At 36.4% G+C, this 13,309-nt stretch carries 12 protein-coding genes; 10 read left to right on the forward strand and 2 right to left on the reverse strand.

From position 1 onward, the window contains the following. Positions 1-38 precede the first annotated feature (38 nt). Positions 39-2,150, reverse strand: coding sequence for a M3 family metallopeptidase (locus tag G5B32_RS12740; protein WP_165291911.1), 2,112 nt, complete (start codon positions 2,148-2,150; stop codon positions 39-41). 227 nt (positions 2,151-2,377) lie between these two features. On the opposite strand from G5B32_RS12740, the gene G5B32_RS12745 reads away from it, so the two are divergent. From G5B32_RS12745 to G5B32_RS12775, 7 genes are all read left to right on the forward strand, one after another. Further along, positions 2,378-3,478 carry a DUF4407 domain-containing protein gene (locus tag G5B32_RS12745; protein WP_165291912.1) on the forward strand — a complete coding sequence of 367 codons (1,101 nt, stop codon included), beginning with the start codon at positions 2,378-2,380 and terminating at the stop codon, positions 3,476-3,478. A 195-nt stretch (positions 3,479-3,673) separates the two neighbouring features. Continuing rightward, positions 3,674-4,255, forward strand: coding sequence for a hypothetical protein (locus G5B32_RS12750; protein ID WP_165291913.1), 582 nt, complete (start codon positions 3,674-3,676; stop codon positions 4,253-4,255). Continuing rightward, a complete protein-coding gene (locus G5B32_RS17720) occupies positions 4,233-4,319 on the forward strand; it encodes an SEC-C metal-binding domain-containing protein (protein ID WP_206366894.1) in 87 nt (28 codons plus the stop codon). The genes G5B32_RS12750 and G5B32_RS17720 overlap by 23 nt, the downstream gene beginning before the upstream one ends. A gap of 191 nt (positions 4,320-4,510) precedes the next feature. Continuing rightward, on the forward strand, positions 4,511-5,698 hold the full coding sequence (locus G5B32_RS12760) for a P1 family peptidase (RefSeq protein WP_165291914.1): 1,188 nt from the start codon (positions 4,511-4,513) through the stop codon (positions 5,696-5,698). Further along, positions 5,667-6,776 carry a serine hydrolase domain-containing protein gene (locus tag G5B32_RS12765; protein WP_165291915.1) on the forward strand — a complete coding sequence of 370 codons (1,110 nt, stop codon included), beginning with the start codon at positions 5,667-5,669 and terminating at the stop codon, positions 6,774-6,776. Before G5B32_RS12760 ends, G5B32_RS12765 begins: the two co-directional genes overlap by 32 nt. A 6-nt stretch (positions 6,777-6,782) precedes the next feature. Next, the gene (locus G5B32_RS12770) at positions 6,783-7,529 is read left to right on the forward strand and encodes an aspartate/glutamate racemase family protein (RefSeq protein ID WP_165291916.1); all 747 of its coding nucleotides are present in this window, start codon (positions 6,783-6,785) and stop codon (positions 7,527-7,529) included. 10 nt (positions 7,530-7,539) lie between these two features. Continuing rightward, a complete protein-coding gene (locus tag G5B32_RS12775; protein WP_165291917.1) occupies positions 7,540-8,952 on the forward strand; it encodes an aldehyde dehydrogenase family protein in 1,413 nt (470 codons plus the stop codon). Between the two features lie 59 nt (positions 8,953-9,011). Here the strand turns inward: G5B32_RS12775 and G5B32_RS12780 are convergent, their stop codons facing one another. Then, positions 9,012-9,359 (reverse strand): phage holin family protein, encoded by a 348-nt coding sequence (locus tag G5B32_RS12780; protein WP_165291918.1) that lies wholly within the window; start codon positions 9,357-9,359, stop codon positions 9,012-9,014. A 160-nt stretch (positions 9,360-9,519) separates the two neighbouring features. Here G5B32_RS12780 and G5B32_RS12785 point away from each other — a divergent pair, with 160 nt between their 5' ends. From G5B32_RS12785 to typA, 3 genes are all read left to right on the forward strand, one after another. After that, entirely contained in the window at positions 9,520-9,951 is a 432-nt protein-coding gene (locus tag G5B32_RS12785) for a DUF2147 domain-containing protein (RefSeq protein ID WP_165291919.1), read from the forward strand. Positions 9,952-10,095: 144 nt separating this feature from the next. Further along, positions 10,096-11,286: a glycine C-acetyltransferase gene (gene kbl, locus G5B32_RS12790; protein WP_165291920.1), complete on the forward strand. Its 1,191-nt coding sequence runs from the start codon at positions 10,096-10,098 to the stop codon at positions 11,284-11,286. 167 nt (positions 11,287-11,453) lie between these two features. Next, on the forward strand, positions 11,454-13,259 hold the full coding sequence (typA, locus tag G5B32_RS12795) for a translational GTPase TypA (RefSeq protein ID WP_165291921.1): 1,806 nt from the start codon (positions 11,454-11,456) through the stop codon (positions 13,257-13,259). Positions 13,260-13,309: the final 50 nt, after the last annotated feature.

Raw genomic sequence — 13,309 nt, forward strand, 5'->3', positions numbered from 1 at the left:
TCGATCGAATAAGCCCTTTTTTTATTTTAAATAGGATATTAATTTAATCCTCTTTTTTTCATTAAATGTACTGGATCAGGATCTTTTCCTCTGAATGCTTTGTATAAATCAGCAGGGTTTGCAGTGCCCCCTTTTTCCAAAATATTTTTACGGAAAGACTCAGCAGTTACTTGATCAAACAAGCCTTTCTCTTTGAAAGCCGCGAATGCGTCGGAATCCAATACTTCAGCCCAGATATAAGCATAATATCCCGCTGAATAACCTCCTGAGAAAACGTGTTGGAAATACGTGCTTCTGTATCTTGGGATAATTGCATCTATCAAACCAACTTTATTCATAGCAGCTTTTTCAAAAGCATTTACATCACCCGCGATTGGCTGTTGTGTAGCATGATAATCTAAATCCAATAACGAAGCAGCTAAGTATTCTGTTGTGGCAAAACCTTGGTCAAAAGTACCCGCATTTTCCATTTTTGTAATCAATGAGTCTGGAATAGCTTCACCAGTTTTGTAGTGCTTCGCATAAGTTTTCAAAACCTCAGGATCTGCAGCCCAGTTTTCCATGATTTGTGATGGTAATTCAACAAAATCACGAGAAACTGAAGTTCCTGCTAAAGATTGGTATTTTACATTAGATAATAATCCATGTAATGCATGACCAAACTCGTGGAATAACGTACTCGCCTCATCAAAAGTCAATAAAGCAGGTTGGTCACCTACAGGCTTAGTGAAGTTACATACGATAGAAATTACTGGAGCTACACGTTTGCCTTCTTTTGTAGATTGACTACGGTAAGAAGTCATCCAAGCACCGCCTCTTTTCGATTCACGAGGGAAGAAATCTGCGTACAACAAACCTAAATGCGAACCATCTTTATCTTTTACTTCGTAAACTTCCACTTCCTCGTGGTATGTAGGCACATTATTTAATGCTACGAAAGTAATACCAAATAATTTAGTCGCTGTTTCGAAAGCGCCTTCACGAACAGAAGCCAAACTAAAGTAAGGTTTGATTTCTTCTTCATTCAAAGCAAAACGTTTAACACGAATTTTCTCCGCATAATATCTCCAGTCATAAGGAGCAACTTGGAATGTATCTTGTGCAGCTTCAATTTCTTTTTGGATATCGGCAGCTTCCACTTTCGCTTTATTGATAGCTGGAGCCCACAATTTGTTTAATAATTGGTAAACATTTGTAGGGTTTGCTGCCATTGATTCTTCTAAAACATACGCCGCATGAGAAGAATAACCTAACAATTTCGCTTTTTCTAATCTCAAATTAGCAATCTTCGTCAAGATTTCTTTGTTATCGCTTTCGTTGTCGTTATTTCCTCTTTTTTGATAAGCATCCCAGATTTGCTTGCGCAATTCTCTATTATCCGCATATTGAAGAAATGGCATTACAGATGGATTAGACAACGTAAATACCCATTTACCGTCTTTACCTTTTGCCTTTGCAGTTTCTGCAGCAGCAGATTTCAAACCTTCTGGCAAGCCTGCTAAATCTTCAGCTTTGTCCACTACTAATTCGTATGCATTAGTCTCCGCCAATAGATTTTGACCAAATTGTGTTGTCAAAACAGAGATTTCAGCATTTATTTTCTTCAATTTCTCTTTGTCTGAATCCGAAAGATTAGCTCCCGAACGAACAAATCCTTTATATGTTTCCTCTAATAATTTTTGATCTTCAGCATCTAAAGGAAATTTTGCTTTATTATCGTAAACCGATTTTACGCGAGCAAATAATTTGGCATTCAAATTAATCTCATCACCATGCGCTGACAATTGTGGAGCTAACTCTTTTGCCAAAGACTGAATACTGTCATTTGTATGCGCAGAATTAAGATTATAAAAAACGGTAGAAACATTATTTAATAATGATCCCGAGCCTTCTAACGCTACGATGGTGTTATCAAAAGTTGGTTCTTCACTATTATTAATAATAGAATCAATTTCTAAATTATGTTGTTTTAACGCCTCCTCAAAAGCGGGTTTGAAGTGTTCATCTTTAATTTTATCAAATGGAGGAACATTGAATGGCGTCTCGTACGCTGTTAAAAGTGGATTGTCTGTCTGTAATTTGTTTTCGCTACCGCATCCCACGAACATGGATGCAACAACCAAAAATGGAATGAAACTCTTTTTATTCATTACAATTTATTTTGTTTTTTTGATGTGTTTGCAAAAGTAAACAATATTTCAAGTAAATTATGATTGTATTGTCACAACTCTCAATATAGAAATAATACATCGAACCATCAAATTATACCCCGAACGCGTACTCACCGACATAAAGTGGCTATTTACCGAAATTTAACAATCCATTAAAAAACTTATATTTACTTTTGTTTAATTATTTGAAACTGACTTAAATAGAAATGGATAATATAAAAAATTTCTTTTGGTGGTGTGCAGGCGTCCATAAAGAAACTCTTAATAAATTTCCCGAAGAACAAAATAAATACATAAGCATAGGCGCAACCATATTTTTTACAGGGTTGTTTGCGGCCCTTGCAGGAGGATATGCGCTATACTTCGTATTTAGCGGAAATGATTTTGCAATTTTCTACGCCTTGCTGTTTGGCATTATCTGGGGCTTGGCAATTTTTAATTTGGATCGATATATTGTCTTAAGTATTGATAAATCAAAAGGAACTTTTAAACAAATATTACAAGCACTTCCTCGGATTATACTCGCCGTATTGATAGGTTTGGTTATTTCTCGTCCTTTGGAACTGAAAATATTTGACAAAGAAATTCGCGAGCACTTGCGTATAGATTACCTCAAACAGCAACAGGCTAATATCGATACCCTCCAAAAGACTTTTGAGAACAAATACGCTGCAGAGTTTACTCAATTGAATGGACTTAAATCACAAGCGGATTCGTTGGAAACCACGATTAAAACCGATAGACAGAAATTAAATCACGAAATTTTTGGAACTAAAACGGATGAAACTTCAGGAGTATTAGGCTACGGCCCTTATGCTAAAATGAAAGAAGAGAACCTGAAAAAACAAGAAATCTATTTAGACACTTTGCGCACACGTATACAAGCCAAAGAAAGTTTGTTGTCGCAACGAAAAGTAAAAGAAGGTATAATGGATGAAAAAATCCTGACCGATAAAAGTTTGGATAGCGCCATTAACGTAGCTGGCTTTGCAGATCGCAATGCGGCATTAAGCAACTTACACAAAAAGCCAGATGGTTCTATTGAAGAGTCTACTGAATATGCAGTTATCTTTATCACCTTACTTTTTGTATTCTTCGAATGTTTGCCTGTATTTGTGAAATTAATGAGTCACAAAGATGCCTACGATATAGCTATCGCTAATCAAAATATAGTACACAATTTTGAATCTGCATCCAATGTGGATATAGAAAAGAATGCTTTAAATAATCTTATTCCACAGCGAACTGATGTGGCTATTCAACGTCGAATGGACAGACTAAGCCAAGATTATGAAAGTAATAAGTAGTTTTTAAAGTATTCAATAGCAATAAAATTATACCGCGGATTTTAATAATTTTATATCCATCTTCAAAGAAGTTTATTTAAAGTGCGTAACAAATTAACCTACACAGAACAGATATAAAAAATTAATATACAAGCGATTATACACCTTTTAACAAAAAAGCTTAAATTACGTATATAATGATGTTATTTGAAGTCTATGAAAAACGAATTAATAGCAATTTGTGATAATTGCTCTACAATTTTTTCTGCAAATAATTTTATTGGAGGTAATGGAACTTTTAATATATCCTTTACAAATTGTAAATATGGTCCTTGCCCTAATTGTGGTGGAATTGGTAACCTTCCAGATGGTGAGTATCGTTTATCAGATAATATTATAAAGTTTATTAAAGGTCCAAATTTTTCATTAAATATTGTTTATGAATTAAAAGCATATTTCGAAAAACTAAATATAAACGAAAATCTCGAAAAACAAAAAAATCAGATAATTAGTGATGTTAATAAAATTTCACCTGATTTTGCTTCAGTAATTAGTACTAATTCTAGTATTGATTATCACAAATGGATTGGAACAATTTTAGCAATTTTATCATTTATAATTTCATTTCAACAAGCTTATCTAAAAGATAATGACAGTTTATCTAATGAAATTGTATTAGAATTACTTAAACAAAATAATTCTTATCAAAATATTATTACACAAAATACAAATCAGTTAAGTAAAAATGACAGTCTTATCAACAACATAAAAAAAAATGCCCTTAAAAAAGATTGGTAGAAATGATAAATGTTATTGTGGAAGTAATTTAAAATATAAAAAATGTTGTCTTTTAGGAAAATAGACATCCACACAACATCGGTAACTATTGCACAACTACTTCTAAAAGTTAAAAATCAAAAATATTTGATCTCGTTTAAGCTAGGTGTGTTGTTTTAAACCCTCTTCTCCAACACTGAGGTTTCACAATTCTTTTAAAATATATCTTCCCCTTCTTAAGTTCTTTTAGTATTTTCAAGCGTTTTATCACAACCTATGAAAATACTTACCTATGCTGTATGCCTAGCTATTGGCTGTAGCACAATTTTAGAATCAAAAATATTTGCACAAGAAAAAAGAAGTCGCGCTCGCGAATTAGGGGTGACCATTGGTATTTTGCCTACGGGTAAATGGAATGCTATCACGGATGTTCCGGGTGTAAAAGTGGGGCATACTTCCGTAATTTCCGGTCAAAATGTTCGTACAGGAGTCACAGCGATATTACCCCATGAAGGAAATATTTTTCAGGATAAAGTTGCTGCAGCAGTCTATGTAGGAAATGGATTCGGAAAGATGATGGGTATTTCCCAAATCCAAGAGTTGGGAAATATTGAAACCCCTATCCTATTGACCAATACGCTTAATGCCCCTAAAGTTGCTGATGCCTTAATCGATTACATGATTAAATTGCCAGGCAACGAAAATGTACGTTCCGTAAATTCTGTCATCGGTGAAACCAACGATGGTGGACTTAATGATATTCGTGGTCGCCATGTACACGCAGAACATGTTTTACAAAGTCTAACTCAAGCAAAATCAGGTCCTGTCGCCGAAGGAAATGTTGGTGCGGGTGTAGGCACCGAAACTTTAGGTTTTAAAGGCGGGATTGGTACAGCTTCTCGCAAACTTCCTGCATCCAAAGGTGGGTACACAATCGGTGTGCTGGTACAATCGAATTTCGGTGGTGTATTGCAAATCAACGGCGCTCCCGTCGGAAGAGAATTGCAAAATTTCTACATGATGGAGAAAAAAGAACCTTACAAAGCGGACGGATCTTGTATGATTGTTATTGCCACAGATGCGCCGTTGTCATCACGCAATTTAGAACGTTTGGCTAAGCGCTCGTATATCTCCTTCGGAAATGTAGGTGGATTCTCGTCAAACGGATCGGGTGATTATTCCATTGCGGTCTCGACAAATCCTGCCTGTCGTGTACCTTACAACAACAAAAATCAAATTGAACTAGACGTAAAAGATATTCACAACGATGAACTTTCGGCTCTATTTATGGCGGTATGGGAAGCGACGGAAGAAGCCATCATCAACTCTATGTTTATGGCAGAAGATATGACCGGCATCAGCAACCGTACAGTGAAGGCCCTGCCGATTAATAAAACGTTGGAAATATTGAAAAAATACAATGCCTTAAACCATGACAAATTGCCTAAAGCAACCACTAAATAAGTTTATAGCGCCTTTTTCTATATTCATTCTTCTCTTTAGCAACCTTGTCTATGCACAAAACATAGAGAAAGAACTTCAAAAAATAGCGAAAGAAGTGGGCATTCCCGGAATGCAGGTAGCTTATACCAAAGGAAATAAAAAACAGTCGTATGTTTTGGGCGAAAAGAAATTTGAGAGTAATGATCTAGTAAATAAAAATACCAGATTCCAAGCGGCTTCATTGACTAAAGTAGTCGCTACTTATGCTTTCTTTCGTTTGATGGACAAAGGTCTTATTGAATTAGATAAGCCCCTAACAAGTTATTACAAATACGACAGACTGTCAAATACAGCTGGCGGGGATAAAATTACTGCCCGCATGGTCTTGACACATCGGACGGGGCTATTAAATTGGCAAGGTGATGTTCCTTCGGCTTCATGGCGTGCGACCCCGTTGACTTTACAGTTTGAACCAGGAACAGATTACATGTATTCGGGTGAGGGATTCTATTTTCTGCAAGAAACGTTAGAACACATTACTAAAAAGTCCTTTCAAAAGCTTGTGGAAGAAGAAGTTCTTCAGCCATTGGGCCTTTCCTACAGTAACATCGTATGGAATGACTCCTTAGAAGTAAATGCAGCATACGGACATTATTCTCTGGAAAAACCAAGAAGATTGGGAAAATACGCAAAAACCAACGCAGCATATACTTTATATACCACAGCGGAAGATTATACGAAATTCATCCAAAAAGCTATTATAGAAGGAGAGGGGTTAAAAAAATCTACACATCAATTAATGCTTACCAAAGCTGCAGAAGCTAAAAAAAGTAAAGATGCTGATCCCACAGACAAAGTTGTTCCTTGTGCTTTAGGAATCCGTATGCAGCTCAATGAAAATGGAACCGCCTATTGGCATACAGGATCTAATCCAGGTTTTCGCTGCTTCTTTATCACTTACCCAAAAACCAAAGAAACGTTAGTAGCCTTTATGAATACGGACGAAGGTTTCCCCGCTATGAAGAAATTGATGCAGCTATTTTTAGACAACAAGCAAACCTTTTGGGCTTACGATTGGCGTGAAGGAGAATTAGATTAATAGATTATGATAGGAATTGTAGGAGGAGTTGGTCCATTAGCTGGACTTGATATATTTAAAAAAATCATTGAAGAAACAATCGCGATTAAAGATCAGGAACACATTCCTGTGGTGCTTTCATCACAACCAAATCGCATCGCTGACCGAACAGCTTTTTTACTGGGAAATTCGGATGAAAATCCAGCTCACGCCCTTTTTAACATCATTCAAGAGTTAGAAAAATCAGGAGCGGAGGTAGCTGCAATTCCATGTAATACAGCGCACGCTCCGTCTATATTCGACCAAATAAGTGAAGCGCTAGTTAAAGATGCTTTAAAAATTCAACTTCTTCATTTAGTAGAAGAAACGGCTAAGTTTATTCATACGCATTATCCAAATCAAAAAGTCGGCGTGCTCAGTACAACAGGCACACGAGACACAGGATTATATACTGATATATTAGCTAAATATGGAATAGAAAGTATTGCTCCACAAGACGATTTACAGCATATGGTTCATCAAGCGATATACAGCGAAGAATATGGTATCAAAGCTTTTTCTTCTCCTGTGACTGAGAAAGCAAAAGCAGATTTAAAAAATGTTTTATCCGAATTGAAGAACCAAGGTGCTCAAATCATTGTTTTAGCTTGTACAGAATTACCTTTAGCTTTGACAGAAAATTCTTATTTTGGTCTTCCTACGGTTGATCCGAATCGAGTATTAGCGCGAGCTTTAATAGAAAAGGTAGCTCCTGAAAAATTAAAACCTCTTTAAAACAAAACATATGCAGGATAGAAACTTTGATTACTTACTTAAGATTTACCAAGCACAAGTTTCTAATAAAATAGAAATCCGAAAAACTACGGCTTCCACACGCATTAATTGGCTTAAGAAATTAAAAGAAACTATCCTCCAGAATGAGCAACGAATAAAAGAAGCTATCTACAAGGATTTTCGTAAAAACCCCATCGAAACAGAAACCACGGAAATCCTTGCTAGTATATTAGAGATCAATCTATTCATCAAAAAGCTCAAAAAATGGGTTAAGCCTAAGTCTGTGCGTTCTTCATTACTTTTTGCTACGACATCTGCAAAGCTGATTTACGAGCCAAAAGGTAATACGCTAATTATTACACCTTGGAATTATCCATTTCAACTTCCTATCGTACATCTAGTAGCCAGCGTTGCCGCAGGAAATACCGTTATCCTGAAGCTTTCGGAATTCACGCCGCAAATTAATCAAATCTTAAAGGAAATAATCGCTGAAGTATTTGATGAAAACCATGTCGCAGTAGTGGAGGGCGCGGTGGACGAGACAACCTTTTTATTATCGTTGAAATTTGATCATATTCATTTCACAGGCTCTCCCGCTGTCGGAAAAATAGTTATGTCTGCCGCGGCCAATAATCTTACAGATGTTACTTTAGAATTGGGAGGAAAAAGCCCTGTATTCATTGACAAAAACATCAATATAGCAGAAGTAGTTCGAAACATCATCTGGGCAAAATTTGTCAATATGGGTCAGACTTGTATTGCACCAGATTACCTTTTGGTTGACAAATCCATTGAAAAAGAATTTGATTTAGCTATCCAAGCACAGATTAAATCGGCTTTTGGTAAAAAACCCAAATACAGCGAAGATTTAGCACGGATCATCAACGAAAAGCAATTTGAAAGATTATCGGGATATTTAGCAGAATTAGATCACACACCTGCCGAATGGATTGTAAAAGGATATCACGACAAAGCTTCCTTATTTATTCATCCTTCTGTAGTCAAAAACTTTCCTTTGGATTCGAAGCTGATGCAAGAAGAAATATTCGGCCCCATTTTACCCGTTTATTATTATTCTAATCTAGATGAAGCGTTAAAGATTGTAAATGAAAAGGAAAAGCCTTTGTCATTATACATTTTTAGTCAGGATAAAAAATACATAAATCATATCTTAAATCACACCACAGCTGGAGGAACTACGATCAATGATGCCATGATCCATATTATCCATCCTAATCTTCCTTTCGGTGGTGTGAACAATTCTGGAATTGGACAATCCTTAGGGCATTATGGATTTAAGTCCTTTTCGCACGAAAGAGCAACCTTACAAGCGAACTACTTTCCAATGAGTAAGTTTTTTTGGTATCCTTACACGAATAAAACTCGCAAGATGCTAAGTTGGATGAAAAAATTATTTACATAAAAAATCCCCGAACATTTCTGCTTGGGGATAACGAATATAATGTAGTTTTATAGTTATTTCTATTTATCGTCGCCTCTCACTTTACCAATTATCATTTCCAATACCGCTACGATAATCGCAAAGAGTGTTGCATTCCAGAATCCCCCTACATCAAATTTAGCTCCCAAAAGTGAATCACTTAACATTACCATCAATACGGTAATAATAAAAGAGATTAACCCAAAAGTCAACCAATTCAACGGAAATGTGAACAAACGTAATAATCCACCAATGATAGCATTCACCAAACCGATGACAAGACCAGTTATGATAGCCCAGCCAAATCCTGCAACTTGCGCACCCGGAACAAAATAGGTAGCTACCGCTACAACAACGCCCGTTAAGATTAAAGAAATAATAAATCTCATAACACCAAATTAATTAAAAAACATCAAATACCATTATTTTCATGTCAAAAGTGATGCCAATACAGGCTTCACTTCTTCCCTGCATAATAAAGATTTTACAAAAATACTATGCTGGCATAATTATTATTTATTATCTTTAATTGAAATATAATCCAACATTATGAAAAAGTTTATCATCACTTGCTTTGTTTTGGTGTTAACAATCGCAGCACATGCGCAATCCACTTCTGATATAGTAGGCAAATGGACTACTATAGATGATGAAACAGGACAGGCAAAATCCATCGTAGAAATCTTCAAGAAGAGCGATGGCAAATATTACGGAAAAATCCTCAAATTGCTCCAAAAGCCAGAAAACGACAATTGTGTTAACTGTAAAGACGACCGTAAAAATAAACCCTTACTTGGATTGGAAATCATTAGAGATCTTAAAAAAGAGGGGAATGAATTTACAGGAGGCACTATCACAGATCCAAAAACGGGAAAAACGTATAAATGTACCATTACACGAAATGGAGAAAAATTAAATGTACGCGGTTATATAGGTTTCTCATTAATAGGAAGAACCCAAACCTGGACATTGAGCAAATAGAATAAAACACTACTCATTATAGGGTGAAGGCGACAAAATTTATTGTCGCCTTCTTTATTGAAAATCACACAAACGATTTCACAAAATTCAAGTTAGGAATAATACTATATTTGTATTAGTAGTTCATACTTAATTTCATATACTATGTATAAAACATTAAAGCCGGCACTAGAAAAAGAGTTGGCCGCTATCAAAGAAGCAGGTTTATATAAAGAAGAACGCATTATTACGACCCCACAAGGTGCTGATATCAAAGTTAGTACTGGTCAGGAAGTAATTAATTTTTGTGCAAACAACTATTTGGGCCTATCCTCCCATCCAAAAGTAATTGAAGCCGCTAAAAAAGCCATTGATTCGCACGGATATGGTATGTCTTCCGTACGTTTTATCTGTGGTACACAAGATATTCACAAAGAGTTAGAAGCTAAAATATCTAAATTCTTAGGTACAGAAGATACCATTTTATATGCAGCAGCATTTGATGCTAATGGAGGTGTTTTTGAGCCATTATTAAGTGCTGAAGATGCAATTATCTCTGACGAATTAAACCACGCCTCTATCATCGATGGCGTTCGTTTGTGTAAGGCTCAACGCTTCCGTTACAAAAACTGCGATATGGAAGATTTAGAAGCACAATTGAAAGCTGCAGCTGGCGCTAGACATCGTATCATCGTGACTGACGGCGCCTTCTCTATGGACGGCTCGGTAGCTCCTTTGGACAAAATATGTGACTTAGCAGACAAATATGAAGCTCTAGTGATGATTGACGAATCGCACTGTTCAGGTTTTATCGGAAAAACTGGTCGTGGTACACACGAATTATTCAATGTAATTGACCGTGTGGATATCATCACAGGGACATTGGGTAAAGCTTTAGGAGGCGCTTCTGGAGGTTTCACTTCTGGTAAGAAAGAAATAATCGATATGTTGCGTCAACGATCTCGTCCATATTTATTCTCCAATACTTTAGCTCCTGCAATTGCCGGTGCTTCAGTAGCGGTATTAGATATGTTGAGCGAAACAACAGAATTGCGAGATAAATTAGAAGCAAATACAAAATATTTCCGTGAAAAAATGACGGAAGCAGGTTTTGACATCAAACCTGGTTTCCACCCTATCGTTCCAGTAATGTTGTACGATGCTAAGTTAGCACAAGAGTTTGCAGCGAAGATGCTCGAAGAAGGAATCTATGTAATTGGTTTCTATTACCCTGTGGTTCCACAAGGAAAAGCACGTATTCGTGTACAAATCTCTGCTGGTCATGATACAGAGCACTTGGATAAGGCTATTTCCGCCTTCACAAAAGTGGGTAAAGAATTAGGCGTGATTAAATAAGAATAATCTTCATTTAAATCAAATAAGACTATTATTTTATACATTTTTAGCTTAACTGTTTGAAAATGAATTTAAAAAGATGAAAAAATAATAGTTAAAATTCTAAAATTTGAGGTGCAAAATAATTATCTTTGCACCTCAAATTTTTTATAATACATTATCGCTCAATGCAAAATATCAGAAATATCGCGATTATCGCACACGTTGACCACGGTAAAACTACCTTAGTGGACAAAATCTTATACTTCACAAACCAATTCAGAGAAAATGAAAATGCAGGTGAATTAATCCTGGACAACAATGATTTGGAGCGTGAGCGTGGTATTACAATCGTATCAAAAAACGTTTCCGTTAAATACAAAGACGTTAAAATCAATATCATCGACACTCCTGGTCACGCCGATTTCGGGGGTGAGGTAGAGCGTGTATTGAAAATGGCTGACGGGGTTGTTCTTTTGGTAGATGCTTTCGAAGGTCCAATGCCTCAAACACGTTTCGTAACAGGTAAAGCTTTAGGATTGGGTATCAAACCTATCGTAGTAGTAAACAAAGTAGATAAAGAAAACTGTCGCCCAGAAGAAGTATACGAAAATGTATTCGACTTATTCTTCAACTTAGGCGCAACAGAAGAGCAGTTAGACTTCCCAGTATTGTACGGTTCATCTAAACAAGGATGGATGTCTACAGATTGGAAAAAACCAACGACTGACTTCACAGATTTATTAGAAGCGATTCTCGAGCACATCCCCGCTCCGAAAGTGTCTGAAGGTACTTTGCAAATGCAAGTTACTTCATTAGACTACTCTACTTTCGTAGGTCGTATCGCTATCGGTCGTGTAGCACGTGGAACTATCAAAGAAAACCAACCTGTTTCTTTAATGAAACGTGATGGTAAAATTGTTAAATCTCGTGTTAAAGAATTACAAGTATTCGAAGGTCTTGGTCGTATCAAAGTATCCGAAGTACATGCAGGTGATATCTGTGCTGTAGTAGGTATCGAAGGTTTTGATATCGGTGATACTATTGCAGATTTTGAAAATCCAGAACAATTAGAAGTTATCAGCATCGATGAGCCAACAATGAACATGTTGTTCACGATCAACAACTCTCCTTTCTTCGGTAGAGAAGGTAAACTGGTAACATCTCGTAATATTTATGACCGTCTACAAAAAGAATTAGAGAAAAACTTAGCATTACGTGTAGTGCCTACAGAATCTCCTGATGCTTGGTTAGTTTATGGTCGTGGTATCCTTCACTTGTCTGTATTGATCGAAACAATGCGTCGTGAAGGTTACGAATTGCAAGTAGGTCAACCACAAGTAATCATTAAAGAAATCGATGGTGTGAAATGTGAGCCTATCGAGGAATTAGTAGTTGATGTTCCTTCAGATGTATCTGGTAAAGTAATCGAATTAGTAACTCAACGTAAAGGTGAGTTGTTGATTATGGAAGCTAAAGGTGATATGCAACACTTAGAGTTCTCTATCCCTTCACGCGGTATCATCGGTTTACGTAACAACGTATTGACTGCTACTGCTGGTGAAGCTGTAATGGCACACCGTTTGAAAGGTTACGAGCCTTGGAAAGGTACTATCCCTGGACGTTTAGCAGGTGTATTGATTTCATTAGATACTGGTTCTACAACAGCTTACTCTATTGATAAATTACAAGATCGTGGTCGCTTCTTCGTTGATCCAGGTGTAGAAGTTTATGAAGGACAAATCTTAGGTGAACACATCCGTGACAACGATTTAACTATCAACGTTACTAAAGGTAAGCAATTAACAAACATGCGTGCTTCAGGTTCTGATGATAATACACGTATCGCTCCTGCTATCAAATTCTCTTTAGAAGAATGTATGGAATACATCCAAGCTGACGAATATATCGAGGTTACTCCTCAATCTATGCGTTTACGTAAAATTCACTTAACAGAGAATGAGCGTAAAGTAAATGCTAAAAAATATCAATAATATTGGTGTCAAAATAAAAGCGAAAGCCTCGAATCAATGATTCGAGGCTT

Origin of the sequence: Sphingobacterium sp. SGL-16, assembly GCF_011043515.1 — a bacterium.
Classification (GTDB): domain Bacteria; phylum Bacteroidota; class Bacteroidia; order Sphingobacteriales; family Sphingobacteriaceae; genus Sphingobacterium; species Sphingobacterium litopenaei.